26 protein-coding genes and 1 pseudogene are annotated in these 25,092 nt (G+C 73.9%); 15 read left to right on the top strand and 12 right to left on the bottom strand.

Annotated elements, in window-relative coordinates; all coding sequences use genetic code 11:
• Position 1 precedes the first annotated feature (1 nt).
• The 7 genes from ACI79U_RS09120 to ACI79U_RS09090 all read right to left on the bottom strand — a co-directional run bounded on the left by ACI79U_RS09120 (position 2) and on the right by ACI79U_RS09090 (position 7,688).
• Complete coding sequence (locus tag ACI79U_RS09120) at positions 2-511, bottom strand: SigE family RNA polymerase sigma factor (protein ID WP_457066677.1); 510 nt, start codon at positions 509-511, stop codon at positions 2-4.
• 78 nt (positions 512-589) lie between these two features.
• Positions 590-1,801: an acyl-CoA dehydrogenase family protein gene (locus ACI79U_RS09115; protein ID WP_457066674.1), complete on the bottom strand. Its 1,212-nt coding sequence runs from the start codon at positions 1,799-1,801 to the stop codon at positions 590-592.
• Between the two features lie 106 nt (positions 1,802-1,907).
• Positions 1,908-2,369 (bottom strand): DUF4383 domain-containing protein, encoded by a 462-nt coding sequence (locus ACI79U_RS09110; RefSeq protein WP_457066671.1) that lies wholly within the window; start codon positions 2,367-2,369, stop codon positions 1,908-1,910.
• Between the two features lie 124 nt (positions 2,370-2,493).
• On the bottom strand, positions 2,494-4,143 hold the full coding sequence (locus ACI79U_RS09105) for a carbamoyltransferase family protein (RefSeq protein ID WP_457066669.1): 1,650 nt from the start codon (positions 4,141-4,143) through the stop codon (positions 2,494-2,496).
• Positions 4,144-4,233: 90 nt separating this feature from the next.
• The gene (locus tag ACI79U_RS09100) at positions 4,234-5,940 is read right to left on the bottom strand and encodes a RecQ family ATP-dependent DNA helicase (protein ID WP_457066666.1); all 1,707 of its coding nucleotides are present in this window, start codon (positions 5,938-5,940) and stop codon (positions 4,234-4,236) included.
• 56 nt (positions 5,941-5,996) lie between these two features.
• The gene (locus tag ACI79U_RS09095; protein ID WP_457066664.1) at positions 5,997-7,421 is read right to left on the bottom strand and encodes a phospholipid carrier-dependent glycosyltransferase; all 1,425 of its coding nucleotides are present in this window, start codon (positions 7,419-7,421) and stop codon (positions 5,997-5,999) included.
• 3 nt (positions 7,422-7,424) lie between these two features.
• Complete coding sequence (locus ACI79U_RS09090; RefSeq protein WP_457066662.1) at positions 7,425-7,688, bottom strand: hypothetical protein; 264 nt, start codon at positions 7,686-7,688, stop codon at positions 7,425-7,427.
• A 182-nt stretch (positions 7,689-7,870) separates the two neighbouring features.
• On the opposite strand from ACI79U_RS09090, the gene ACI79U_RS09085 reads away from it, so the two are divergent.
• From ACI79U_RS09085 to ACI79U_RS09045, 9 genes and pseudogenes are all read left to right on the top strand, one after another.
• Positions 7,871-8,638 (top strand): polyprenol monophosphomannose synthase, encoded by a 768-nt coding sequence (locus tag ACI79U_RS09085; RefSeq protein ID WP_457066661.1) that lies wholly within the window; start codon positions 7,871-7,873, stop codon positions 8,636-8,638.
• Positions 8,639-8,707: 69 nt separating this feature from the next.
• Positions 8,708-9,100 carry a TOBE domain-containing protein gene (locus tag ACI79U_RS09080; protein ID WP_457066658.1) on the top strand — a complete coding sequence of 131 codons (393 nt, stop codon included), beginning with the start codon at positions 8,708-8,710 and terminating at the stop codon, positions 9,098-9,100.
• A gap of 68 nt (positions 9,101-9,168) precedes the next feature.
• Positions 9,169-9,933: a molybdate ABC transporter substrate-binding protein gene (gene modA / locus ACI79U_RS09075; protein WP_457066656.1), complete on the top strand. Its 765-nt coding sequence runs from the start codon at positions 9,169-9,171 to the stop codon at positions 9,931-9,933.
• A gap of 10 nt (positions 9,934-9,943) precedes the next feature.
• Positions 9,944-10,753: an ABC transporter permease gene (locus tag ACI79U_RS09070; protein WP_457066654.1), complete on the top strand. Its 810-nt coding sequence runs from the start codon at positions 9,944-9,946 to the stop codon at positions 10,751-10,753.
• Positions 10,754-10,758: 5 nt separating this feature from the next.
• Positions 10,759-11,220 (top strand): annotated as a pseudogene (locus tag ACI79U_RS09065) (ATP-binding cassette domain-containing protein); the annotation flags it as partial.
• Between the two features lie 120 nt (positions 11,221-11,340).
• Positions 11,341-11,796 (top strand): TOBE domain-containing protein, encoded by a 456-nt coding sequence (locus ACI79U_RS09060; RefSeq protein WP_457066895.1) that lies wholly within the window; start codon positions 11,341-11,343, stop codon positions 11,794-11,796.
• A 12-nt stretch (positions 11,797-11,808) separates the two neighbouring features.
• Complete coding sequence (locus ACI79U_RS09055; protein WP_457066652.1) at positions 11,809-12,384, top strand: nucleotidyltransferase family protein; 576 nt, start codon at positions 11,809-11,811, stop codon at positions 12,382-12,384.
• 20 nt (positions 12,385-12,404) lie between these two features.
• Entirely contained in the window at positions 12,405-12,824 is a 420-nt protein-coding gene (locus ACI79U_RS09050) for a molybdenum cofactor biosynthesis protein MoaE (RefSeq protein ID WP_457066649.1), read from the top strand.
• Positions 12,825-12,922: 98 nt separating this feature from the next.
• Positions 12,923-14,530 carry a SpoIIE family protein phosphatase gene (locus tag ACI79U_RS09045; protein ID WP_457066646.1) on the top strand — a complete coding sequence of 536 codons (1,608 nt, stop codon included), beginning with the start codon at positions 12,923-12,925 and terminating at the stop codon, positions 14,528-14,530.
• Positions 14,531-14,536: 6 nt separating this feature from the next.
• Here the strand turns inward: ACI79U_RS09045 and ACI79U_RS09040 are convergent, their stop codons facing one another.
• Genes ACI79U_RS09040 through moaA form a run of 3 tightly spaced genes read right to left on the bottom strand, consistent with a single transcriptional unit; the run spans position 14,537 to position 16,130 of the window.
• Positions 14,537-14,818, bottom strand: a complete 282-nt coding sequence (locus ACI79U_RS09040; RefSeq protein ID WP_457066644.1) for a hypothetical protein — start codon at positions 14,816-14,818, stop codon at positions 14,537-14,539.
• A gap of 14 nt (positions 14,819-14,832) precedes the next feature.
• Positions 14,833-15,075: a MoaD/ThiS family protein gene (locus ACI79U_RS09035; protein ID WP_457066642.1), complete on the bottom strand. Its 243-nt coding sequence runs from the start codon at positions 15,073-15,075 to the stop codon at positions 14,833-14,835.
• Between the two features lie 5 nt (positions 15,076-15,080).
• Positions 15,081-16,130: a GTP 3',8-cyclase MoaA gene (gene moaA / locus ACI79U_RS09030; protein ID WP_457066640.1), complete on the bottom strand. Its 1,050-nt coding sequence runs from the start codon at positions 16,128-16,130 to the stop codon at positions 15,081-15,083.
• A 118-nt stretch (positions 16,131-16,248) separates the two neighbouring features.
• Between moaA and ACI79U_RS09025 the strand changes: the two genes are divergently transcribed.
• The 5 genes from ACI79U_RS09025 to ACI79U_RS09005 all read left to right on the top strand — a co-directional run bounded on the left by ACI79U_RS09025 (position 16,249) and on the right by ACI79U_RS09005 (position 22,052).
• Positions 16,249-17,529, top strand: a complete 1,281-nt coding sequence (locus ACI79U_RS09025; RefSeq protein ID WP_457066638.1) for an MFS transporter — start codon at positions 16,249-16,251, stop codon at positions 17,527-17,529.
• A gap of 177 nt (positions 17,530-17,706) precedes the next feature.
• Positions 17,707-18,996, top strand: coding sequence for an MFS transporter (locus tag ACI79U_RS09020; protein WP_457066636.1), 1,290 nt, complete (start codon positions 17,707-17,709; stop codon positions 18,994-18,996).
• A 178-nt stretch (positions 18,997-19,174) separates the two neighbouring features.
• Positions 19,175-20,665, top strand: a complete 1,491-nt coding sequence (locus tag ACI79U_RS09015) for a SulP family inorganic anion transporter (RefSeq protein ID WP_457066634.1) — start codon at positions 19,175-19,177, stop codon at positions 20,663-20,665.
• Entirely contained in the window at positions 20,665-21,072 is a 408-nt protein-coding gene (locus tag ACI79U_RS09010) for a MerR family transcriptional regulator (protein WP_457066632.1), read from the top strand. The genes ACI79U_RS09015 and ACI79U_RS09010 overlap by 1 nt, the downstream gene beginning before the upstream one ends.
• A gap of 137 nt (positions 21,073-21,209) precedes the next feature.
• Positions 21,210-22,052 (top strand): aldo/keto reductase, encoded by an 843-nt coding sequence (locus ACI79U_RS09005; protein ID WP_457066630.1) that lies wholly within the window; start codon positions 21,210-21,212, stop codon positions 22,050-22,052.
• A gap of 135 nt (positions 22,053-22,187) precedes the next feature.
• Here ACI79U_RS09005 and ACI79U_RS09000 read toward each other — a convergent pair whose 3' ends face one another.
• Complete coding sequence (locus ACI79U_RS09000; RefSeq protein WP_457066628.1) at positions 22,188-22,997, bottom strand: DUF3097 domain-containing protein; 810 nt, start codon at positions 22,995-22,997, stop codon at positions 22,188-22,190.
• 264 nt (positions 22,998-23,261) lie between these two features.
• On the opposite strand from ACI79U_RS09000, the gene ACI79U_RS08995 reads away from it, so the two are divergent.
• Positions 23,262-24,065 carry a DUF2382 domain-containing protein gene (locus ACI79U_RS08995; protein ID WP_457066626.1) on the top strand — a complete coding sequence of 268 codons (804 nt, stop codon included), beginning with the start codon at positions 23,262-23,264 and terminating at the stop codon, positions 24,063-24,065.
• 81 nt (positions 24,066-24,146) lie between these two features.
• On the opposite strand, the gene ppk2 is transcribed toward ACI79U_RS08995, so the two are convergent.
• Positions 24,147-25,064 (bottom strand): polyphosphate kinase 2, encoded by a 918-nt coding sequence (gene ppk2, locus ACI79U_RS08990; RefSeq protein WP_457066624.1) that lies wholly within the window; start codon positions 25,062-25,064, stop codon positions 24,147-24,149.
• Positions 25,065-25,092 lie beyond the last annotated feature (28 nt).

The following is a 25,092-nucleotide window of genomic DNA, read 5'->3' as shown; positions in this document are numbered from 1 at the left end:
GTCAGCTCTCCACGGGGGCAGGGGCGGGCAGCTCGCCGAACGCGGCACGGAGCCGGGCGAGCCCTCGGGTGGTCTGGCTCTTCACGGTGTTCACCGAGCAGCCCAGCGCTGCGGCGGTGGCCGCCTCGCCGAGGTCCTCGCCGTAGCGGAGCACCAGCACCGCCCGCATCCGGGGCGGCAGGGTCGCCAGGACGGTCGCCATCCGGTCCCGCTCGGCGACGTCGTCGGTCGGGTCGGGGCCGGCGACGTCGTGCGCGGGGAGCGAGACGATCTCCTGGGTCGCCCGCCGGCGCCGCCAGCTGGCCGCGCTGGTGACCAGCACCTTGCGGACGTATGGGTAGGGGTCCTCCCGGGAGATCCGTCCCCAGTGGCGGTAGGCCTTGAGCAGGGCGGTCTGCAGCAGGTCCTCGGCATGGCCGCGGTCGGCGGTCAGCAGGAACCCGACCCGCAGCAGGTCGTCGGAGCGCGCGGCGACGAACGCCTCGAACCCCGCCTCGTGGTCGGCTCGCACCCGGTCTCCTCCCGCCGTCACCCCCTAGGACGCCGTGGGGGTCGCCGCAGGGGTGCCGCCGTTACCGAGTCGTGACCTTCAGCCGTGCCAGGGGCGCTCGCGCGCCAGCTCCTCCCGGGCCACCGAGCGCACGTGCACCGCGTCCGGGCCGTCGACGATCCGCAGCGTGCGGGCGCTGGCGTAGAAGCGGGCCAGCACCGTGTCGTTGCTGACCCCGGCCCCGCCGTGCACCTGGATCGCCCGGTCGATGACGTCGCAGGCCACCTGCGGCGCGGCCACCTTGATCGCGGCGATCTCGGTGCGCGCGCCCTTGGCGCCGTGCCGGTCGATCAGGTCGGCGGTCTTGAGCACCAGCAGCCGGGCTGAGTCGATCTCGATCCGCGAGCGGGCGATCAGCTCCCGGACGGTGCCCTGCTCGGCCAGCGGCCGGCCGAAGGCGACCCGGGCCTTGGCGCGTTCGACCATCAGCGTCAGCGCCCGCTCGGCCATCCCCAGTGCCCGCATGCAGTGGTGGATGCGGCCGGGGCCCAGCCGGGCCTGGGCGATCATGAAGCCGTCGCCCTCCCCGGCCAGCAGGTTCGCCACCGGGACCCGGACGTCGGTGAACCGCAGCTCCGAGTGCCCGTGCTGGTCCTGGTAGCCGAAGACCGGCAGGTGCCGCACGATCTCCAGGCCGGGGGTGTCCCGGGGCACCAGCACCATCGACTGCTGCCGGTGCGCGTCGCCGTCCGGGTCGGTCTTGCCCATCACGATGAAGACCTGGCAGCGCTCGTCGGCGGCGCCGCTGGTCCACCACTTGCGGCCGTTGACCACGTACTCGTCGCCGTCGCGGACGATCGAGGTCTGGATGTTGCGCGCGTCGGAGCTGGCGACGTCGGGTTCGGTCATCGCGAACCCGGACCGGATCTCCCCGGCCAGCAGCGGTTCCAGCCAGCGCGCCCGCTGCTCCGGCGTGCCGAAGAGCATCAGCGTCTCCATGTTCCCGGTGTCCGGGGCGCCGCAGTTGGTCACCTCCGGCGCGATCACCGGCGACCAGCCGGTCACCTCCGCCACGCTGGCGTACTCCAGGTTGCTCAGCCCGGAGAGCTCGGGGGAGAAGAGGTTCCACAGCCCGCGGGCGCGCGCCTCGGTCTTGAGTTCCTCGAGCACCGGTGGGTGCCCGTGGTCGTCGTGGCCGCGGGCGGCCCGCCAGGCGTCGTAGACGGGTTCGGCGGGGAACACCCGCTCCCGCATGAAGTCCCACATCCGGCCGGTGACGTCCTCGGCCCGGACGGACAGGCTGAAGTCCATGCCCGGACCGTAGTCGTGCGGACGCACGACCGCCCCGGACGCCGGACGGCGGCCGGGGCGGCGGTGTCGGTCGGTCCCCGCAGTGGCAGCTGCCGGGAGGCCGGGGTCAGCGGGTGCGGAGGGACTCGTCCCGGCCGCGGGTGCCCGCGTGCTTGACCGGGCCCAGCGCGATGGCCAGGCCGGCGAGGGCGCTGACCAGGTGCAGCCAGTTGTCCGCCCAGTTGATGCTGAGGAAGTTCAGCGGCTCCTCCTCGCCGGCGGCGAACAGGCCGTAGATGAACGCGGCCCCGTAGCCGACGGCGAGCAGCCACCCGTAGGTGCGCGCGGCGCCCAGGGTCCGGGACAGCGCGATCCCGGCCAGGCCGATCACCAGGTGCACGATGTTGTGCAGCGGGTTGATGGAGAACCCGATCAACGTCTCGTCGGTGTGCGCGGCGAAGTCGTCGAACCCGGTGATGAAGAACCCGATGATGCCGATGAGCGTGTAGATCACGCCGATCGCCAGGGCGAGCATCTGAGGCCAGGTCATGCCTCGGCGGCCGGCGCCGGGCTGGTCTGCTGTGGTCATGGATGCCTCCGGTGTCGTCTTCGGCCCGCCAGTTCTCAGCGCGCCAGCACAGGGAGTTCCCAGGCTCGCGGCAGGAAAACGATCGCCACCCGATCAGGTGGCGGTCGTTCCCGGATCGTGATCTTCAGGCGGGGCGGGCGGTCGCCTTCGGGCGCCGGACGACGAACGGACCGATGGCCAGCAGGTCGACCGGGGCGGAGCCGAAGCACTCCAGCGCGTCCCGCGGGTCGTCGACCATCGGCCGCCCGGCGGTGTTCAGGCTGGTGTTGACCACGACCGGGACGCCGGTGCGCCGCTCGAACGCCGAGATCATCCGGTGCACCAGCGGTTCGGTCTCCGGGTCGATGGTCTGGATCCGCGCCGTCCCGTCGACGTGGGTGACCGTGGGGATGCGGTCCTTCCACTCCGGGGCGACGTCGTGCACGAAGAGCATGTACGGCGAGGGGATGGGGCCGCGGCTGAAGATCTCCGGGGCCTTCTCCAGCAGCACCATCGGCGCCACGGGGCGGAACTGCTCGCGGCCCTTGACGTCGTTCATCCGCTCGAGGTTGGCCTCGTACCCGGGGTGGGCGAGCAGCGAGCGGTGGCCCAGGGCGCGCGGGCCGTACTCGCTGCGGCCCTGGAACCAGGCGACGATGCCGTTGTCGGCCAGCACCTCGGCGACGGCCTCGGCGACGTCGTCGGGGCGCTCGTAGTCGATCGCGGCGGTCTGCAGCCACTGCTCGATCTCGTCGTCGCTCCAGCCGCGGCCCAGCGCCGCACCCGGCATCGGCTCGGTGGTCTCACCGAGCTCGGCGGCCACGTGCAGGGCGGCGCCCAGAGCGGTGCCGGCGTCACCGGCGGCCGGCTGCACCCAGACCTCCTCGAACGGGCTCTCGGCGAGGATCCGGGTGTTGGCCACGCAGTTGAGCGCGGTGCCGCCGGCCAGGGTGAGGGTCTTCTCCCCGGTCTGCTCGTGCACCCAGCGGGCCAGGTCGACCAGCACCTCCTCCAGCCGCGCCTGCACGCTGGCGGCCAGGTCGGCGTGGTCGGCGGTCCACCGGTCGCCCTTGCGCAGCCGGGGGGCGAACTCGGTGTAGTCGATCTCCTCGGTGCGGAACCCGCCGTCGCCGGTGGCCCGGATCAGCTCGGACAGCTCACCGAGGAAGCGTGGCTTGCCGTAGGAGGCCATCGCCATGACCTTGAACTCGTCGGAGCTCCGCAGGAAGCCCAGATGGGCGGTGAGGTCCTCGTACATCAGGCCCAGCGAGTGCGGCAGCGCCTGGCCGGCGAGCACCTCCAGCTGGCCGTCGACGTACCGGCCGGCGAGGTGGCTGTGCGCCTCGCCGCGGCCGTCGAGCACCAGCACGGCGTTGTCCCGCTGCGGGGCGGCCTTGCCGGCCGAGGCGGCGTGCGCGACGTGGTGCTTGACGAAGCGCACCTTCGCCGGGTCCAGACCGGGCAGGGCGTGCGCGAGGAAGTCCGGCGCCATCTCCGCGTACTGCTTGCGCATGACGTCGCCGGGGTCGTTCAGCCCGGACTCCTCCGGGGTGCCCATCAGCGCCGGGTCGAAGGAGTAGGCGACCGCGTCGAGCTCCTCGGGCCGGATCCCGGCCTCCGCCAGGCACCACGCCGCGGCGAGCTCCGGCTGCTCCCAGGCGCTCCAGGGCAGCGGGCGCTTGCCGTGCTTGCGCCGGCTGAACCGCTCCTCCTCGGCCGCGGCCACGACCTTGCCGTCGACGACCAGGGCCGCCGCCGGGTCGTGGTAGATCGCGTTGATGCCCAGGACCTTCACGTACGCACTCCTCCCGGCCGGGCTCCAGCGGCCCGGTCCCCGCTCATGATCAAGCCACCGCCGGGAACCCGCACGGCGAACCGGCGCAGATCACCCGCCGGCGCGCTCGGTGAGCAGCTGGTTGTCGACGACGGCCTGGAGGGCGAGGGTCTTGTAGCCGACCTCCTCGAAGAGCACGACCACCCGGTCGTCCTCGTGGCGCATCACGATGCCCGGACCCCACTCGGTGTGCTCGACGGCCGAGTCGACCGGGAACGGGTGGTCGGCGTCGGCGGTGCGCTGCTCGGTGGAGAGCCCGGCGGTGCAGTTGTCGCAGTTGCCGCACGGGGAGTCCAGCTGCTCCCCGAAGTAGCCGAGCAGGAACTGGCGCCGGCAGCCGGTGGTCTCGGCGTAGCCGCGCATCATCTCGACCCGGCTCTCGTCGACCCGGACGTGGTGCTCGGCCAGCTCGCGGGCGGCCGCCGCGGCCTCGCCCGGTGCCGGGGCGTCGGGGGCGGGGGAGGCCGTCCCCTCGTCGTCCAGCACCACCGCGCCGGCCTGCGCCAGCAGGTTCAGGTCCCGCACCAGCGGGGTGGCGGCGCGGCCGGTCTCCGTGCGCAGGTCCGTCACGTCGACGCCGTCCATGCCGGCCTCGGTGCCGGCCCGGACCAGCCCGGCGACCTGCTGCAGCTCCTCCTCCGCCGGGGCACCGGCGGCGAAGAACTTGCGGATGCCGAGGTCCTCCTGCCGGTACACCAGCACTGCGACGGCCGGCTCGCCGTCGCGGCCGGCGCGACCGATCTCCTGGTAGTAGCTGTCGACGGAGTCGGCGGGCTCGGCGTGCACCACGAACCGGGTCTCGGGCTTGTCGATGCCCATCCCGAAGGCGGTGGTGGCGACGACGACGTCCAGCTCGTCGGCCATGAAGGCCCGCTGCACGTCCTCGCGGTCGCTCTTCTTCAGCCCGGCGTGGTAGGCCCGCGCCCGCAGCCCACGCTCGGTGAGCTGCTCGGCGAACTCCTCGGTGCCCCGGCGGGTGGCGCTGTAGAGGATCCCGGTGCCACGCCCGGTCAGCTCGGTGACCCGGTCGAGCACCGCGGCGTGCTTGCCGTGCGCGTCGGCGTGCTGCTCGACCTCCAGCCGGATCTCCGGCCGGTCGAACCCGGCGACGACGACCTCCGGGTCGCGCATCTCCAGCCGCTCGACGATCTCCGCGCGCACCGGCGGAGCCGCGGTGGCGGTCAGCGCCAGCACGGTCGGGTGGCCGAGCTGCTCGACCACCCCGCCCAGGCGCAGGTAGTCGGGGCGGAAGTCGTGGCCCCAGGCGGAGACGCAGTGCGCCTCGTCGACGACGAACAGCGCGGGCTCGGCCTGCCGGATCGTCTCGACGACCTCGGGCTTGGCCAGCTGCTCGGGCGCGAGGAAGCAGAAGCGGACCGTTCCGTCACGCAGCCCGTCGAGCACCGCCTGCTGGTCACCGCCGGACAGGTTGGAGTTCAGCACGGCGGCCCGGCCGACGGTCTCCTCCCCCAGCTCCGCCAGCCGCTGGACCTGGTCGCGCTGCAGCGCGATGAGCGGCGAGACGATGAGCACCGGCCCCTCGAGGAGAGCGCCGAGCACCGTGTAGACCGCCGACTTGCCCGCGCCGCTGGGCAGCACGGCCAGGGTGTCCCGGCCGGCGGCGACGGCCTTCATCGCCTCCTCCTGGCCGGGGCGGAACTCGGTGAAGCCGAGCACCTCCCGGGCGGTCTGCCGGATGCGCCGGGTGCGCGCCGAGGCCGAGCCGCCGACGGGGTTCTGCTGAGCGGTGCTGGTCACCGGCGCCGGATTCCCGACCCCCGAGATCGACAAACGACGCGCAGGTGCGGCGCGGGTCACCGCCAGGAGCCCAGCCAGTACCGCAGGTCGAGCTGGTCGGGGGTCAGCGGCGTGCCGAACCAGATCGGCGCGAAGAAGGCGGACGCGGCGACGGCGAGCGCGAGCAGCCCGGCGCCCAGCACGCGCGGCCACCGGCTGAGCTGCACGGCGTACACCAGGCCCAGGGCGAGGAACGGCACGGCGGGCACCAGGTAGAAGAAGTAGCCCGGCTTCCCCGCGGCCAGCCAGGGCAGCCACAGCGCCAGCAGGGTGACCCCGATCGTCGCCGCCACGCCGTCCCGCCGGGCGACCGACCGCCAGAGCAGCACCGGGGCGGCGAGCAGGGCGGGCCACCACAGCGCGGGGCTGCCGAGCAGCACGATCCGGGCCTGGGTCCCCGCCGGGACGGCGCAGCCCTCCTCGACCTGCTCGGTGGTGGTGCAGGACTCCAGGTAGACCAGCACCGGGCGTTCCAGCCACGGCCAGCCCAGCGGGTCCGACCGGTACGGGTGGGTGGCCTCGAGGCGCTGGTGGAAGCCGACGAGGTCGACCTGGCTGTCGACCCAGGTGTCCAGCCGCTCACCGATCGACGCGGTGCACTCCCCGGGGCCGCAGGCGCGGGCGCCGGCCTCGCTGTCGGCGTAGTTGAGGAACCAGCCGGTGAAGCTGGCGAGGTAGACGACGGCCGGCAGCAGCAGGAAGCTCAGTGCGGCCCCGGCGCTCACCGCCAGGCCGCGGCGGATCGCCCGGCCGGCTCCCTCCGACCGTCCGGCGAGCTCGGTGCCGAGCACCAGGAGGCCGGCGGCGCCGACGGCCAGCAGGCCGGACCACTTCGTCGCCACGGCCAGGCCCAGGGCGAGCCCGGCAAGCCAGCGGTACCGGGAGCCGAGGAACGAGCTGCGCAGCGGCTCCCCGGCCCGGCGGTCGTGGCGGCGGGCGTCCCGGTCGACGAGCACCAGCCAGACGGCCAGGACGACGAACAGCCCCAGGACGGCGTCCAGCATGGCGATCCGGCTGCTCGTCAGGGCGAGCCCGTCCAGCGCCACCAGGACCGCGGCGAGGGCGGCCGCGGCCGGGTGTCGGAGCAGCCGCCGTCCCGCGAGGTAGGTCAGCAGGACCGTCAGCGACCCGGCGAGCGCGACGCCGATCCGCCAGCCGAACGGGGTGTACCCGAAGGCCTCGATGCCCAGCGCGATGACCCACTTGCCCAGCGGAGGGTGGGCCGGCCGGCCCTCCTCGACGCCCCGGGTGACGTAGTCGAGCGCGTCCTGGGCGTAGTACTTCTCGTCGAAGTACAGCCGGTCCGGGTCGCCCAGGGCCCAGAACCGGAGTGCGGTGCCCAGCAGGAAGAGCGTCAGGGGCAGTGCCCAGACCCACAGCGGGCGGCGCCCGGAGGCGCCGCCCGCTGGGGACTGTTCAGCCGCTGGTGCGGCCAGGTGCACCGGTCAGTTGGTCTCGGTGGCGAACTCGGTCTCGGTCTCGGTGTCGACCTCGGTCTCGGTCTCGACGACCTCCTCCTCGGTCGACACCTCGGTCTCGGTCGGCTCGAGGGTCTCGGTGACCTCGGTCGACGTCTCCTCGGTCTCCGTGACCTGCTCGGTCTCGGTGACCTCGACGGTGCCCTCCTCCTCGGCGCCACAGGCGCCGACGCCGAAGACGACCAGGCCGGAGAAGGACGCGGCGGCAACGCCGCGGACGATGCGGTTCATGGGGTGCTCCTGAGATCGGGTGAAACGGTCCCTGCTCCCATGACCGCGCACCGGCCGGGTGACCCGCGAGATCGGGTAACGATCCGGTATCGCCGGTTATGGATCGATGCCGAATCGTGTCTTTCCAGGGGGTGTCCGCAGGCCGGGCGTCGGCAATGGCTCCGACGGTGACCCCTCCGAGCGTGTGTGTCTGCATCCCCACCTACCAGGAGTTCGAGAGCCTGCCCCGGACGCTGACCGCCGTGCTGCAGGCCGTCCCGGACGCGCACGTCCTGGTCGTCGACGACAACAGCCCGGACGGCACCGGCGCCCTGGCCGACCGGATCGCCGCCGCGGACCCCCGCGTGCACGTGCTGCACCGGCCGGGCAAGGCCGGCCTGGGCCCGGCCTACGTCCAGGGCTTCCGCTGGGCGCTGGACCAGGGCTACGACGTCATCGCGCAGATGGACGCCGACGGGTCGCACCGCGCGGAGGACCTGCCCCGGCTGCTGGACCGGCTCGCCACCGCCGACGCCGTCCTGGGCTCGCGCTGGGTGCCCGGTGGCAGCGTGCGCGACTGGCCGCGGCACCGCGAGCTGCTCAGCCGCACGGCGAACCGGTACGTGCAGGTCGCCCTCGGCCTGCCGCTGGGCGATGCGACCGGCGGGTTCCGGGCCTTCCGGCGGCAGGCGCTGGAGTCGCTGGACCTGGGGTCGGTGCAGTCGCAGGGGTACTGCTTCCAGATCGACATGGCCCGGCAGGTGTGGTCCCGGGGGCTGCGGCTGGCCGAGGTGCCGATCGTCTTCGCCGACCGGGAGTTCGGGCAGAGCAAGATGAGCGGCCGGATCATCCGCGAGGCCCTGGTCCGCGTCGGCATCTGGTCGCTCGAGTCGCTGCGCCCGGCCCGGCCCGGGGCCCAGCCGGTCCGCGGCCGGCACCCGGTGCTGCTCCGCCGCCGCGCCCTGGTCTGACCCGTGAAGTCCGCATCTGCGGTTGCTATGTTCTTGTAGGTCCGCACCTGCGGTCGCTACGGTGCGCCGGTGCCCGCCACCTACCGCATCGCCGAGGCCGCTGCGCTGCTCGGTGTGAGCGACGACACCGTGCGGCGCTGGATCGAGGCCGACCGGCTCGCCGCCCACCGGGATGCCGGCCCGGCCCAGGTCGACGGCGCGGACCTCGCCCGGGTGGCCGTGGAGCTGCACGAGACCCCGCCGCCCGGGGTCACCCGGTCGTCCTCGGCCCGCAACCGGATGGCCGGGATCGTCACCCGGGTGCTGCGAGACGGCGTCATGGCCCAGGTGGAGATCCAGGCCGGGCCCTTCCGGCTGGTGTCGCTGATGAGCCGGGAGGCCGCCGACGAGCTGGGCCTGGAGGTCGGCGGCCGGGCGGTGGCGACGGTGAAGGCCACCCAGGTCAGCGTGGACGTGCCGTGAGTGAGCATCGCAGCGAGCGTCAGCGAGCGAGGAGCGGAGCGAGCGCGCACCTGCCAGGTCATCGTGCCGTGAGGAGGGCGCTGGCTGCGGCGACCTCGGCTCTTGTGCTGACCGGTTGCGGGGCCCCGGCGGAGGACGAGGACACCCTCACCGTGTTCGCGGCCGCCTCGCTCACCGACGTCTTCACCGAGCTCGGTGCCCAGCTGGAGGACCAGCGCCCCGGGCTGACCGTGCAGTTCACCTTCGCCGGCAGCTCGACGCTGGCCACCCAGCTCACCCAGGGGGCACCGGCCGACGTCTTCGCCCCGGCGGACGCGGAGCAGCTGGCCCGGGTCGCCGACGCCGGGCTGGCCGGGGACCCGGAGGTCTACGCGGCCAACCGGCTGATGCTCGCCGTCCCGGTGTCGAACCCCGCCGGGATCGCCCCGCCGGCGGCGGCCGGCATCCCCTCGCTGGCCGACCTGCTGCCCTCGGACGTCACGCTCGCCGTCTGCGCCGCCGAGGTGCCCTGCGGGGCGGCTGCCGCGGAGGTGCTCGAGGTGGCCGGCCGGTCCGACGCGCCGGACACCTACGACGACGACGTGCGCGCCGTGCTGACCAAGGTCGAGCTGGGTGAGGTGGACGCCGGGCTGGTCTACCGCTCCGACGTCGTCGCCGCCGGTGACCGGGTGCTGGCGTTCGCCTTCGGCGAGGCCGAGCAGGTCGCCAACCGCTATCCGCTGGCGACCCTGGCCGACGCGCCGCACCCGGTCGCGGCGCAGGCCTTCGTCGACCTGGTGCTCAGCGACGCCGGGCAGCAGGCGCTGGCCGACGCCGGCTTCTCCGTCCCATGAGCACCGCCCCGTGAGCGACGCGCGGGGGCCCCGGGACGGCGGGGTGCCGGTGCCGCTGCTGGTGCCGGCGGTGCTCGCCGTCTGCTTCCTGGTGCTGCCGCTGCTCGGCCTGGTGCTGCGGGCTCCCTGGTCGCAGCTCCCGACCCTGCTGGCCGAGCCGGCGGTGGGCCAGGCGCTGCGGCTGTCGCTGGTGTCGGCCACCCTCGCCACCGGGTCGTCCCTGCTGCTCGGGGTGCCGCTGGCCTGGGTGCTGGCCCGTTCCCGGGCGCGCGGGCGCAGCGTGCTCCGGGCGCTGGTGACGGTGCCGCTGGTGCTGCCCCCGGTGGTGGGCGGCGTCGCCCTCTTCCTGGTGCTCGGCCGGCAGGGGCTCGTCGGGCAGTGGCTGTACGAGTGGTGGGGCGTCACCATCCCGTTCAGCACCACCGCCGTCGTCATCGCCGAGACGTTCGTGGCGATGCCGTTCCTGGTGATCAGCGTGGAAGGGGCGCTGCGCGCCGCCGACGCCCGGTTCGAGGACGCCGCGGCCACCCTCGGCGCCGACCGGTGGACGACGTTCCGCCGGGTCACCCTGCCGCTGGTCGCGCCGGGGATCGCCGCCGGCGCGGTGCTGTGCTGGGCCCGCGCGCTGGGCGAGTTCGGCGCGACGATCACCTTCGCCGGCAACTTCCCCGGGACGACGCAGACGATGCCGCTGGCGGTCTACCTGGCGCTGCAGTCGGACCCGGAGGCGGCGATCGCGCTGTCCCTGGTGCTGCTCGGCGTCTCGCTTGCCACCCTGCTGCTGCTCCGCGACCGCTGGCTGGGGCGGGCGGCGGCGTGACCCTCGACGCGCGCGTCGTCGTCGACCGGGGCGGGTTCACCGTCGACGTCGAGCTGTCCGTCGCCGACGGCGAGGTGCTGGCGGTGCTGGGGCCGAACGGTGCGGGCAAGTCCACCGTCCTGCGGGTGCTCGCCGGGCTGCTGCGCCCGGACGGCGGCCGGGTCCGGGTCGACGACCAGGTCTGGGACGCATCGGGCGTGCACCTCCCCGCGCACCGCCGCCCGCTGGGCATGGTGTTCCAGGACCACCTGCTCTTCCCGCACCTGTCGATCACCGAGAACGTCGCCTTCGGCCCGCGCTGCCGGGGCGCCCGCCGCGCGGACGCCCGCGCGGCGGCGGCCGGCTGGCTGGACCGGGTCGGGCTCGGGGAGCTCGGCGAACGGCGCCCCGGGCAGCTCTCCGGTGGGCAGGCCCAGCGGGCCGCGCTGGCCCGGGCGCTGGTCGGCGACCCGCGGGTGCTGCTCCTGGACGAGCCGCTGTCGGCGCTGGACGCCCGCACCCGGCTTGCCGTCCGGGCCGAGCTGCACCGGCACCTGGCCGACTACGGCGGCAGCGCGGTCCTGGTCTCGCACGACCCGGTGGACGCGATGGCGCTGGCCGGGCGGGTGCTGGTGGTGGAGGACGGGCGGGTCGTGCAGACCGGGACGCCGGCGGAGGTGGCCCGCCGGCCGCGCACCGACTACGTCGCCCGGCTGGTCGGGCTGGTGCTGCTCCCCGGGGTCGCCGCGGGCACGTCGGTGGCGCTGGACGGAGGGGGCCACGTGTCGATCGCGGAACCGGCGCAGGGCCCGGTGTTCGCCGCCGTCCGGCCGGAGTCGGTGGCGCTGCACCGGGAGCGGCCCGGCGGCAGCCCGCGCAACGTGTGGCCGGTGGAGCTGGTCGCCGCCACGCCGCACGGTTCGGTGGTGCGCTGCGACCTGGCCGGGGAGGTGCCGCTGACCGCCGACGTCACCGCCGCGGCCTTCGCCGAGCTGGCCCTGGCCCCGGGCGCCCGGGTGTGGGCCGCGGTGAAGGCCAGCGAGATCACCGTCCACCCCCGCTGAGACAGTGGGCGGATGACATCGGATGCGCCCGTCGCCGGGTTGGTGCTCGCCGCGGGAGGCGGCCGGCGGTACGGCATGCCCAAGGCCCTGGTCGAGTACCGGGGCAGCCTGCTGGTCGAGCGGGCGGTGCGGACGGCGACGGCGGTGTGCGACCCGGTGCTCGTCGTCCTCGGCGCGGCAGCCGTGGAGGTGTGGCAGCGCGCCGACCTCTCCGGCGCCACCGTGCTGGCCAACCGCGACTGGGAGACCGGGATGGCCTCCAGCCTGCGCACCGGTCTGCAGGGGTTGCTGGGGTGGCCGGGCCGGGTCGACGCGGCGCTCGTCCAGCTGGTCGACATGCCGGGGATGACGCCGGAGGCGCTGGCCCGGGTCGCCGGTCACGCCGCGCCCGACGCCCTGGCGGTGGCCACCTACGACGGCGTCCGCAGCCACCCGGTGCTGCTCGGCCGCGAGCACTGGGCCGGGGTGGCCGGGACGGCGACCGGCGACGAGGGCGCGCGCGGCTACCTGGCCGGCCGCGACGTCGTCGAGGTCGACTGCACCGGCCTGGCCGACCCCACCGACCTCGACGTGCCGCCGACGGCGTGACCGCGAGTACCTTCGCCGCCGTGAGCACGCTGCTGACCCGGGTCACCGACGAGCCGCTCTCGGTCGCCGAGCACGAGGACGCCGTGGCGGACGACGCGGCCGGCGCCGTGGTCTCCTTCGCCGGCGTCGTCCGCGACCACGACGGCGGCCGGTCGGTCACCGAGCTGGAGTACGTCGGCCACCCGACCGCGCCGGAGCTGATCGCCGAGATCGCCGCGGAGTTCGCCGCGCGCCCGGAGGTCCGGTCGGTCGCCGTCTCGCACCGGATCGGCCTGCTGGCCATCGGCGACGTCGCGCTGGCGTGCGCGGTCAGCGCCGCGCACCGCGGCCAGGCCTTCGCCGCCTGCGCCGAGCTGGTCGACGAGGTCAAGGCCCGGCTGCCGATCTGGAAGCGCCAGGTGTTCACCGACGGCCAGGAGGAGTGGGTCGCCTGCCCGTGACCGGTGGTGCGCCTGGGGTCGGGCTGCTTGCTCGTCATCGATCCGTCATGACATAACTGAACCGCTCGGCCTCTGAACCGGGACGGGGAGGTGCGGGCGTGGCGACCCACGAGGGCATCGAGCGGCAGCTCGAGGTGATGCCGATGGGCTACCTGTCCGTCGATCGCGAGTGGCGGATCACCTACCTCAACGCCGCGGGCGAGGCGGTCGTCGGCCGGCCCCGCGAGGAGCTGGTCGGCCAGGACTACTGGGCGGTGTTCCCGGCGAGCGTCGACAACGAGTTCGGCCGCACCTTCCGCGAGTGCCTGGCCACCGGGCGTCCGGCCGTCGTCGAGGCGTTCTACCCGCACCCGCTCAACCGCTGGTTCGAGGCGCGCGCCGTGCCCAGTGCGGCGGGCCTGGGCATGTACTTCATCGACGTCACCGACCGACGGGCCGCCCAGGAGCGGCTGGCGATGCTGGCCCGGGTCAGCGCGGAGCTGGCCGGCACCCTGGACGTCGACACCGCCGCCGCGCGCATCCCGCGGCTGATCGTCCCGGTGATGGGCGACTGGTGCATCCTCACCGTCCTCGACGGCGACGGGCGCCCGCGCGACGTCGGCTCGTGGCACGTCGACCCGGCCAAGCGCGCGCTGGTGTCGCGGTACGCCGAGGTCCGGTTGTCGTCGATGCCGGTCGCCTCGCCGGTGGTGCGGGCGCTGATGGGGGAGACGGTGGTCGCCCCCGGCGCCGACGTCGCCGACCTGCTGCCCGACTGCGAGGCCCGGGAGCTGCTGCGCCTGCTGGCGCCGAACTCGGGGGTGACCCTGCCGCTGCGTGGCCGCGGCCGCACCCTCGGCGTCCTCACCCTCTACTTCGACGGCGGCCGCGCCCCCAGCGAGGCCGATCTGGCCACCTCCCAGGAGGTCGCCGACCGCGCCGGCCTGGTGCTGGACAACGCCCGGCTGTTCGACCAGCAGCGGCAGCTGGCCGAGGCCCTGCAGCGCAGCCTGCTCACCGGCGGCTACGAGGACGACCAGGCGGAGGTGGTGGTCCGGTACACCCCGGCGGCGGAGGCCGCCCGGGTCGGCGGTGACTGGTACGACGCGTTCACCCAGCCCTCCGGGGCGACGATGCTGGTGATCGGGGACGTCGTCGGGCACGACACCGTGGCCGCGGCAGCGATGGGCCAGCTGCGGGCACTGCTGCGCGGGGTCGCCGTCTACAGCGACGCCGGCCCCGGGGAGGTGCTCCGCGGGCTGGACGCCGCGATGGCGCAGCTGCACGTGGACACCTACGCCACCGCCGCCGTGGCCCGTTTCGAGCAGACGCCGGCGGAGGCCGACCGCGGGCTCACCCGGATGCGCTGGAGCAACGCCGGGCACCTGCCACCGCTGGTGATCCACCCCGACGGCACCCTCGCCGCGCTCGCCGACTGGCGCGGCGACCTGATGCTGGGGGTCGACGCCACCGCCGAGCGGGCGGAGTCGGTGGTCACCCTGGACTGCGGGACGACCGTGCTGCTCTACACCGACGGGCTCATCGAGCGGCGTGGCGGCGACCTGGACGAGGGGATGACGCGCCTGCGGCAGGCCGCGGTCGACCTCGCCGGCCTGCCGCTGGGTCAGCTGTGCGACGAACTGCTGGACCGGCTGGTGCACGGCCGGCCGGAGGACGACGTGGCGCTGGTCGCCATCCGCCTCGCCGCGCCGGTCCGCGCCGGCTGAGCGGGGTCAGCGGGCGCCGGCGCCGGCCAGCCCGTCGTCGTCCGGCTTCCGGTCTCCGGGGTGCTGGTGCTCGGGGTCCTGGTGTGTGGGGTCCTGGTGCTGGGGGTCCTGGTGCTCGGGGTGCTCGTGCTCGGAGCGCTCGACCTGCTCCTCCTCGGCCTCGCCCTCCAGCCGGCGGGCCTCGCCGTCGAGAGCGGCGGCCGCGTCGCCGTGCGACTGACCCCAGAGCTCCTCGGCGTGCCCCACGGCCTGGTCGACCTTGGCCTTCGCCTTGTCCCAGATGCTCATGTCACTCTCCTGTCTCATCCGCCCGCGAACGGCGGCAGGACGTCGACCACCGCGCCGGGCGCAAGCACCAACGACCGGTCCCGGGTCTGCGTTCCGTCGACCAGGAACGAGCAGGCGGTGAGCACCCGCTCCAGCCGCTCGCCGTGCGCGTCGACGATCTGACCGACCAGCTCCTCGAGGCTGGCCGCCTCGCGCGACTCGGTGGTCACGCCCGCGGCGGCGCGCGCCCCGGCGAAGTACCTGACCGTGACCGTCACCGGTCTCAGCCCCCGATCGCGGACATCGGCCGCGAGGGCTGCAGGAACGACGGGTCGTCGATGCCGTGGCCGGGCAGCTTGCCCAGGGTGGCGATCCGCCAGCGGTCGGCCAGCTCGGCGTCGGTGGCGCCGGTGCGCATCGGGCCGCGCAGGTCGGACTCCTCGCGGGCGAACAGGCAGTTGCGCACCTGACCGTCGGCGGTGACCCGGGTGCGGTCGCAGGCGCCGCAGAAGGAGCGGGTGACCGAGGCGATCACGCCGACCGTGGCCGGGCCGCCGTCGACCAGCCAGCGCTCGGCGGGGGCGGAGCCGCGGTCCTCCTCGACGGGGGTCAGCGTGTGCGCGGTCGAGAGCCGCTCCAGGATGTCCTCGCCGGTGACCATCCGGCCGCGGGTCCAGGCGTGGTGGGCGTCCAGCGGCATCTGCTCGATGAACCGCAGCTCGTAGCCCTGCGCCAGGCAGAAGTCCAGCAGCGGGACGGCGTCCACGTCGTTGATCCCGTGCAGCAGGACGGCGTTGACCTTCACCGGGGTGAGCCCGGCGTCCTGCGCGGCCCGGAGACCGGCCAGCACGTCGTCGAGCCGGTCGCGGTGGGTCAGCTGCTTGAACCGGTCGCGGTCCAGGGTGTCCAGGCTGACGTTGATCCGGTCCAGCCCGGCCTCGGCCAGCGCCGGCGCCATCCGGGAGAGCCCGATCGCGTTCGTGGTGAGGGACACGTCCGGCCGGGGCAGCAGCGCCGTGCTGGCCGCCACGATGCCCGGCAGCCCGGGGCGCAGGAGCGGCTCCCCGCCGGTGAACCGGACCTCGCGCACGCCCAGCAGCTCGACGCCGATCCGGACCAGCCGGACGACCTCGTCGTCGGTGAGCTGCTCCGTCTTCGGCAGCCACTGCAGGCCCTCCGGCGGCATGCAGTACGTGCAGCGCAGGTTGCAGCGGTCGGTGAGCGACACCCGCAGGTCGGTGGCGACCCGGCCGTGCCGGTCCACCAGACCGCCGGTGCCCGGGGTGACCTGCGGGCGCACCCGCGGGTCGGGCAGGGGGCTGGAGGTCGTCACCGGTCCCAATGTAATGGCGCACGCGAGCAGTGGCGCGCTGCTACCTTCGGCACCGCCACCCGAGGGTCCGGCGGGCACCCCCGCACTCGCCTGTGGCCAGAGAGCGCGAGACGAGAACGTGTCACCCCGCACCGTCTTCTCCCCCTACGCCCAGCTGTTCACCGTGCCCGGTTCCCGGGCCTTCTCCCTGGCCGGCTGGTTCGCCCGCGTGCCGATGGCGACCGTCGGGCTGGGCTCGGTCCTGCTCGTCGCCGGTGAGACCGGCAGCTACGCGCTGGCCGGCGCGGTCGCCGGCACCCTGTCGCTGTCCTTCGCGATCGCCAGCCCGCAGTGGGCCCGGCTGATGGACCGGATCGGGCAGAGCCCGGTGCTGCGCTGGACGGCGCTGCTCTACCTGGTCACCGGCCTGGCGTTCGTCACCGTGGTGGTGGCCGACGGGCCCCGCTGGGCCTGGTTCGCCCTGGCCGCCGTCTGCGGGGCCAGCGGCTCCAACGTCGGCTCGGTGGTGCGCAGCCGCTGGGCGCACGCGCTGCCGGACGCCGCGCAGCGGCAGACCGCGTTCGCCTTCGAGTCCGTCGCCGACGAGGTGGTCTTCGTCGCCGCGCCGCCCGCGGTGACCGTGCTGGCGGCCGCGGTGTCGCCGCCGGCCGGTTTCCTGACCGGGCTGCTGCTCGGCGTGGTCGGGGCGTTGGTGCTCTCCCGGCTGGAGGCGACCGCGCCGCCGGTGGAGCGCCGGGTGGCCGGTCAGCCGCGGCCCCGGGTCCGGGTGCTCACCGCCGGGCTGGTGGCGATCGCGGTCACCTACCTGGCGATCGGCAGCGTGTTCGGCGCGATCGACGTGGTGGTCGTCGGTTTCGCCGAGGCGGAGGGGCATCCCGCCGTCGCCGGGATCGCGTTGTCCACGTACGCCGCGGGCAGCCTGGCCGCGGGCCTGGCCTACGGCGTGCTGCGGCTGCCCGGCACCCTGGTCAGCCGGTTCCTGGTCTGCGCGCTGCTGTTCGCCCTGGCCGCGCAGACGCTGCACCTGGTCGACTCGCTGCCGATGCTCATCGGGCTGGCCTTCCTCGCCGGCCTGGCCATCGCCCCGGTGCTGGTCGCCGGGATGTCGCTGGTGGAGTCGCGGGTGCCCCGGGCGGCGCTCACCGAGGGGCTGACCTGGACCTCGACGGGGCTGACGGTCGGGGTGACCGCGGGGTCCGCGCTGGCCGGTGCGGCCGTGGACGCCTGGGGTGCCGAGGCCGCCTTCGCCGTCCCCGCGGCCGGCGCGGCGCTGGCCGGGCTCGTCGGCGTCGTCGGGTGGCTGGTGCTGCGCCGTCCGGACGCCCCGGTCGTGGCGGCTCCGCCCTCGGTACCGGGTCCGTCCACCGACGTCGGCGCGCCGGAGGCGCAACCGCGCTGATCCGGCGCGGCCCCGGCCCCGCCGCTACCGTTCCACCCGGACCACCCTGGCCGCCGACGGTGCCGGCCCCGCTCCGGGAAAGGCACTCCGACGTCCCGCTTCCGCACGCCCGCTCGTCGCCCGGCACCACTGGACCGGTCCGGCCCCCGCTCTCCCGGTGGCTTCTACGGCTGGCACATGGTGGCCGTCTCGGCGCTGGCCCTGGCGCTGACCGCCCCCGGCCAGACGGCCGCCATCTCGGCGTTCATCGACCCGATGACCGCCGACCTGGGCATCAGCCGGTCGGCCATCTCCACCGCCTACCTGGTCGGCACCCTCGTGGGCGCGGGCGCGATGCCGCTGGTCGGCCGGGCGCTGGACCGCCTGGGCACCCGCCGCACCATGGCCCTGGTCGGCCTGGTCTTCGGTGGCGTGCTGCTGGCCCTGTCGTTCGTCTCCGGGCTCGTCGGGCTGACCGCGGGGTTCGTCGGGGTCCGGATGGCCGGTCAGGGCGCTCTCGGGCTGACCGCCACGACGGCGGTGGCGGTCTGGTTCACCCGGCGGCGGGGGACCGCGGTGGGGCTGGTCTCCGCCGTCGGTGCGGCCGGCATCTCGCTGGCGCCGATCGGGCTGGAGGCGCTGATCGGGGCGCACGGCTGGCGGACCGCCTGGGTGGTGGAGGGCCTGGTCGTGTGGGCGCTCGTGGTCCCGCTCGCCCTGTTCGGCGTGCGGAACTCCCCCGCCGACCTCGGCCAGCAGCCGGACGGCCGGCGGTCGTCGCAGGGCCCGGTGGCCGCCCCGCCACGGGGGCGGACCCTGGCGCAGGCCAGCCGGGTGTCGCTGTTCTGGGTGGTCATCACCGCCGTCGGGGTCTCCGGGATGCTCTCCACCGCCGTCGCGTTCCACCAGATCGACCTGCTCGGCGCGCGCGGGCTGAGCAGCACCGAGGCGGCGGCCAACTTCCTGCCGCAGACCGCGGCGGCCCTGCTGGCCACCCTCGCCGTCGGCGCGCTCATCGACCGGGTCGACCCCCGGTGGGTGACCGCCGTCTGCATGGGCCCTGCTCGCCGGTGGTCTGCTGATGGGCACCGCGGTCGCGCCGGGGTGGTCGGCCCTCGCGTTCGGCGCGCTGATCGGCGGTTCGGGCGGCGCGGTGCGCACCGTGGAGGCCGGCGCCTTCCCGCGCTACTTCGGCACCACCCACCTCGGCGCCATCCGCGGCGTGGTCGCCGCGGTCAGCGTCGGCTCGACCGCACTCGGCCCGGTGGGGTTCGCCCTGGTGCACGACGCCACCGGGGGGTACGGCGTCGCGCTGGTCGCCTCCGCCGCGCTGCCGCTGGTGGTCGGGGTGGTGGCCCTGCTGTCGCCGGTCCCCCCGCCGCTGGAGGAGGCGTCCGTCGTGCCGGCCGACGCGCGGCCGGCGGAGCCGGGGACGGTGCCGGCGACGCCGCCGGAGTGACGAAGGCCGCATTGTCAACCCTTACGTAAGGGCAGGGTCTCCGGCAGACTGTCCCCGACACCGCGTGCCGCCACCTGGGGTCGACGACGTCCCCCGGTGGCCTGCAGAGCACGCGACCCCGGGTGCGCTGACGCACCTCCCGCCCTCCCGGTGCCGCGCTGGCGCCGAGCCTCCGCGCCTGCCGGCGCACGACCTGGAGATCCCACCTTGACCTCAGCACTGCCCGCGCGGTCCCGGCCGCGCCTGAGCCGGCCATCCTGGCTCTCCCCCTCGGTCGCCCGCACCGAGATCCTGGCCGGCCTCGTCGTCGCCCTGGCGCTCATCCCCGAGGCGATCAGCTTCTCGATCCTCGCCGGGGTCGACCCGCGGGTGGGCCTCTACTCCTCGTTCGTGATGGCCGTGGTCATCGCCTTCACCGGTGGCCGCCCGGCCATGATCACCGCGGCCACCGGCGCCATCGCGCTGGTGGTGGCCCCGCTGGCCCTGCAGTACGGCGTGGAGTACCTGTTCGCCGCCGTCGTGCTCGGCGGCGTCTTCCAGATCCTGCTGGGCCTGGTCGGCTTCGCCCGGCTGATGCGGTTCATCCCGCGCAGCGTGATGGTCGGCTTCGTCAACGCGCTGGCCATCCTGATCTTCACCGCACAGCTGCCCTACCTGGTCGACGTGTCCTGGCTGGTCTACCCGATGGTCGCCGCCGGCCTGGCGATCATCTTCCTGCTCCCGCGGCTGACCAGGGTCGTCCCGGCGCCCCTGGTGTCGATCGTGGTGCTCACCGGGCTCACCGTGGCCGCCGCCCTGACCGTGCCGACCGTGGGCGACCAGGGTGAGCTGCCCGACAGCCTGCCGTTCTTCGGCATCCCGGCCATCCCCTTCGACCTCGAGACGCTGACGATCATCGCCCCCTACGCCCTCGGCGTCGCCTTCGTCGGGCTGATGGAGTCGCTGATGACGGCGAAGCTGGTCGACGACCTCACCGACACCCCGTCGAACAAGACGCGTGAGTCCTGGGGCCAGGGCACCGCGAACATCGCCTCCGGCTTCTTCGGCGGCATGGGCGGCTGCGCGATGATCGGCCAGACCATGATCAACGTGAAGTCCGGCGCCCGCACCCGGCTCTCGACGTTCCTGGCCGGTGCGCTGCTGCTGGTGCTGGTGGTCGCGCTGGGCGACGTCGTCGCGATCATCCCGATGGCCGCGCTCGTCGCGGTGATGATCTTCGTGGCCATCGCCACCTTCGACTGGCACAGCCTGCGCACCATCCACCGGATGCCGCGCAGCGAGACCGCGGTGATGCTCACGACCGTCGCCGGCACGCTGATCACCCACAACCTCGCCATCGGCGTCGCCGCGGGCGTGCTCGTCGCCTGTGTGCTGTTCGCCCGCCGGGTGGCGCACCTCGTCCAGGTCACCAGCGTCGACGACCCGGACGGCGACACCCGCGTCTACCAGGTGAGCGGCGCGCTGTTCTTCGCCTCCAGCAACGACCTGTACACCCAGTTCGACTACGCCGGCGACCCGGAGAACATCGTCATCGACCTCACCGACGCCCACGTCTGGGACGCCTCCACGGTCGCCGCGCTCGACGCGATCACCCACAAGTACGAGACCCGCGGCAAGCAGGTCCGGGTCGTCGGCCTGACCGGCCACTCGGCCGACCGCTACGACCGGCACACCGGCCAGCTCGCCGGGGCGCACTGATGCCGCCGGCCACCGCGGCCGCCGGCGGTGGGCTGATGCAGATCGGCCAGGTCGCCGAGCGGACCGGGCTCAGCCTGCGCACCATCCGGTTCTACGAGGAGAACGGCCTCGTCGTCCCCACCACGCGGACCGAGGGTGGCTTCCGGCTCTACAGCGAGGCCGACGTCGCCCGGTTCGAGGTGGTCAAGCGGATGAAGCCGCTGGGCTTCAGCCTCGAGGAGATGCACGAGCTGCTCACCCTGCTCGCCGACCTGGAGCGGGGCGCGGGTGACCGGGCGCAGCTGCTCGACCGGCTGCGGATGTTCCACGAGGCGGCCACGGCCCGGGTGACCGCGCTGCGCGAGCAGCTCGCCGTCGCCGAGGGGTTCGCCGGCAGCCTGGTCGACCACCTGGCGGCCAACGGTTGAGCATTCCCACCGGCCGGGTGAGATGACTCGCGGATAGCGGCCGCGTGCCCGGGGTACGGGGGACCACCAGGCCGGCAGCGCACCACGGTGTCGCGCGCCGCCAGTCCCACGCAGCAGTCGAACCAGGAGGACACCGCATGGCCACCGTGCCCACGATCACCCTGAACAACGGCGTCGAGATCCCCCAGCTGGGCTTCGGCGTCTTCCAGATCAAGCCCGAGGACACCGTCGAGGCCACCCGCACGGCGCTCGAGGTCGGCTACCGGCACATCGACACCGCCGAGATGTACGGCAACGAGGCCGAGGTCGGCGAGGCCGTCCGCCAGTCCGGCGTCCCGCGCGAGGAGGTCTTCGTGACCTCCAAGCTGAACAACGGCTTCCACGCCCGCGACGCCGCGCTGAAGGCGTTCGACGGGACGATGGACGCGCTGAAGTTCGACTACCTGGACCTGTTCCTCATCCACTGGCCGCTGCCGGGCATCGACGTCGACTACGTCGAGACCTGGAAGGCGATGGAGGAGATCTACCGCTCCGGCCGGGTCAAGGCCATCGGCGTCTCCAACTTCAACGCCCACCACCTGCGCCGGATGTTCGGGGAGACCGAGATCCGCCCGGTGGTGAACCAGATCGAGGTGCACCCGTACTTCGCGCAGAACGACCTGCGGGCGTTCAACGCCGACCACGAGATCCGCACCGAGGCCTGGGCGCCGATCGCGCAGGGCAAGGTCCTCGACGACGAGACCCTCATCCGGGTGGGCGAGCGGTACGGCAAGACCCCGGCCCAGGCGACGCTGCGCTGGCACATCCAGCGGGGCGACATCGTCTTCCCGAAGTCGGTCACCCGCGCACGGGTCGAGCAGAACTTCGACCTGTTCGACTTCGAGCTCACCCACGACGACATGCGTGAGATCGACGGTCTGGACCGCGCCGACGGCCGCAACGGCCCGAACCCGGACGAGTTCAACTACATCCCGGGCTGACACCAGCAGCTCGCGTCCGGCCGCCGTCCCCGCTGGGGGCGGCGGCCGGCGTCGTCTCCGGGGCACGGTGTGCCGAGGGCCGGTTCCGGTGTGGACACACGCCCCGGGCGCACAGTGCGGGAGCCGGGGTGCCCCTCAGTCCGTGGTGACGAAGTCGATGAGCTCCTCGACCCGGCCGATCAGCGTCGGCTCCAGGTCGGTCCAGACCTTGACCCGGGCCAGGATGCGCTGCGCCCACACGTAGCCGGTGTCGTCCTCCCAGCCCAGCCGCCGGCAGACGCCGGTCTTCCAGTCCTCGCCCCGGGGCACCGTCGGCCAGGCCTCGATGCCGACCACCGAGGGCTTCACGGCCTGCCAGATGTCGATGAACGGGTGCCCGACGACGAGCGCGTGGTCGCCGGTGATCTGGGCGGCGATCCGGGACTCCTTGGAGCCGGTCACCAGGTGGTCGACGAGCACGCCCAGCCGCCGACCCGACGACGGGCGGAACTCCTTGACGATCCCGGGCAGGTCGTCCACGCCGTGCAACGGCTCGACGACGACGCCCTCGATCCGCAGGTCGTGGCCCCAGACCTTCTCCACCAGCTCGGCGTCGTGCTTGCCCTCGACGTAGATGCGCCCCTCCCGGGCCACGCGGGCGCGGGCGCCGACGACGTACGTCGATCCCGACGCGCTGCGCTGCGGGCCGGACGGCGCGTTCTGCTTGGGCCGCACCAGCACGACCGGCCGGCCGTCGACCCAGAAGCCGGGGCCCAGCGGGTAGGCGCGCACCTTGCCGAACCGGTCCTCGAGGTGGACGACGTCCTTCTCGCACCGCACGACGGCGCCGACGAACCCGCTGCTGGGGTCCTCGACGACGACGTCCTTGAGCGCCTCGACCTGGGGTGAGGGCTTCTTCTGGGTGCGCGGGTGGACCAGGTTGTCGTAGGGCGAACGAGGAGGCACCCGCCCATGCTGCGGCGGAACCGGGCGCAGACCTGGACGACACGCCTGCCCGGGGCCGATCCGGCACCGCCGGGCGTGTCGCGCCGATCGCCCCCGGTGCCCGGTTGACGCCCCTGGCGCGGCGCTGACCAGCGAGATCGCGGCAGCGCGACGCGTCGGTCACCCGCGTCCGGAGGTGTCGATCATGGACAGCCCGTTTCCGCTCGTGATAGGTGGGCAGACCTGTCTGCGACGACACGTCCCCGAGAAGAGGAGCACGGAACCATGATCGGCACCGACACCCTCGACCGCGTGATCGGCGCAGACGTCTACGACGCCTCCGGCGACAAGATCGGCACTGCCTCCGAGGTCTACCTCGACGACCAGTCCGGCAACCCGGAGTGGGTCACCGTGAAGACCGGTCTGTTCGGCACCAAGGAGTCCTTCGTCCCGATCGCGGACGCGGACCTCACCGGTGACGGCGTCCGTGTCCCGGTGACCAAGTCCCAGGTCAAGGACGCGCCGAAGATCGACACCGACGGGCACCTCTCCCCCGAGGAGGAGCAGGAGCTCTACCGGTACTACGGCACCACGCGTGGCACGGCCACCACCGGCACCGACACCACCGACACCGCCCGGACGGAGTCGGCCGGCACGGCCGACACCAACCGGCACGGCACCACCGGGCACGACACCTCCGGCCCGACCACGGACGACGCGATGACCCTCTCCGAGGAGCGCGTCAACGTCGGCACCCGCAAGGAGGAGACCGGTCGCGCCCGGCTCCGCAAGTACGTGGTCACCGAGAACGTGACCGAGACCGTGCCGGTGTCCCACGAGGAGGTGCGGATCGAGCGCGAGCCGATCACCGACGCCAACCGGGGCAAGGCCATGGACGGGCCGGCCATCTCCGAGGAGGAGCACGAGGTGACGCTGCACGCCGAGCGTCCGGTCGTGGAGAAGGAGGCCGTCCCGGTCGAGCGTGTCCGGATGGACACCGAGACCGTGACCGACCAGCAGCAGGTGAACGAGACCGTCCGCAAGGAGCAGGTCGACACCGACGAGGTCACCGACACCAACCGTCGCTGATCTCCGGCTGAACCAGCACAGCGCCCGCCCCGGCAGTTCGGGGCGGGCGCTGTGCTGTCCGGGGGGTCGTGCTGCCCGGGGTCAGCGCGCCGAGGGCAGCTCGTCGGCGGCCGGGCCGACGATCAGCGGGTCGGGCGTCCCGACGGCCGCGGCGTCCTTGTCGGTGTAGTCGAAGCGGTGCAGCACGTGCCGCATGGCGCCGAGCCGGGCCCGCTTCTTGTCGTTGCTCTTGACCACCGTCCACGGCGCGTGCTCCGTGTCGGTGTGCAGGAACATCGCCTCCTTCGCCTCGGTGTAGGCGTCCCACCGGTCCAGCGAGGCGAGGTCGGTGGGGGAAAGCTTCCACTGCCGCACCGGGTCGATCTGGCGCACGATGAACCGGCTGCGCTGCTCGCTGCGGGTCACCGAGAACCAGAACTTGACCAGGTGGGTGCCCGACTCGACGAGCATCCGCTCGAACTCCGGGGCGTGCCGCATGAACAGCCGGTACTGCTCGGGCGTGCAGTAGCCCATCACCCGCTCGACGCCGGCGCGGTTGTACCAGGAGCGGTCGAACAGCACGATCTCCCCGGCCGCGGGCAGGTGCTGCACGTACCGCTGGAAGTACCACTGGGTCTGCTCGCGCTCGGAGGGCTTGTCCAGCGCCACCACCCGGGCGCCGCGCGGGTTCAGGTGCTCGGTGAACCGCTTGATGGTGCCGCCCTTGCCCGCGGCGTCGCGGCCCTCGAACACGATGACCAGCTTCTGCCCGGTGGCCTTCACCCAGCCCTGCAGCTTCAGCAGCTCGATCTGCAGCAGCCGCTTCTGCACCTCGTACTCCCGGCGCGGCAGCCGTTCGTCGTAGGGGAAGCCCTCGCGCCAGGAGTCGACGCGGTTGCCCTCGGGGTCGAAGAGCTCCCGGTCGTCGTCCCAGTCCTCGTCGCTGTTGGCGTCCGGCAGGGCGTTGAGCCGCCACCGGGACAGATCGATGACGGACGAGGGGGTCGGTTCGATGGCCACGCCCTGATCCTCACCCGAACCGCCCGGC

It is taken from the genome of Modestobacter sp. SYSU DS0904 (assembly GCF_054051115.1).
This window is presented reverse-complemented; position numbering and strand designations above follow the sequence as displayed.

Excerpts from the sequence above, each read along its gene's own strand:
- ACI79U_RS09060 (WP_457066895.1), top strand. The coding sequence starts at position 11,341 with ATGGCGCTGGCCGGGCGGGTGCTGGTGGTGGAGGACGGGCGGGTCGTG.
- ACI79U_RS09005 (WP_457066630.1), top strand. The coding sequence starts at position 21,210 with ATGGCCACCGTGCCCACGATCACCCTGAACAACGGCGTCGAGATCCCC.
- ACI79U_RS09055 (WP_457066652.1), top strand. The coding sequence starts at position 11,809 with ATGACATCGGATGCGCCCGTCGCCGGGTTGGTGCTCGCCGCGGGAGGC.
- ACI79U_RS09040 (WP_457066644.1), bottom strand. The coding sequence starts at position 14,818 with ATGAGCATCTGGGACAAGGCGAAGGCCAAGGTCGACCAGGCCGTGGGG.
- ACI79U_RS09010 (WP_457066632.1), top strand. The coding sequence starts at position 20,665 with ATGCCGCCGGCCACCGCGGCCGCCGGCGGTGGGCTGATGCAGATCGGC.
- ACI79U_RS08995 (WP_457066626.1), top strand. The coding sequence starts at position 23,262 with ATGATCGGCACCGACACCCTCGACCGCGTGATCGGCGCAGACGTCTAC.
- ACI79U_RS09110 (WP_457066671.1), bottom strand. The coding sequence starts at position 2,369 with ATGACCACAGCAGACCAGCCCGGCGCCGGCCGCCGAGGCATGACCTGG.
- ACI79U_RS09020 (WP_457066636.1), top strand. The coding sequence starts at position 17,707 with ATGGTGGCCGTCTCGGCGCTGGCCCTGGCGCTGACCGCCCCCGGCCAG.
- ACI79U_RS09090 (WP_457066662.1), bottom strand. The coding sequence starts at position 7,688 with ATGAACCGCATCGTCCGCGGCGTTGCCGCCGCGTCCTTCTCCGGCCTG.
- ACI79U_RS09115 (WP_457066674.1), bottom strand. The coding sequence starts at position 1,801 with ATGGACTTCAGCCTGTCCGTCCGGGCCGAGGACGTCACCGGCCGGATG.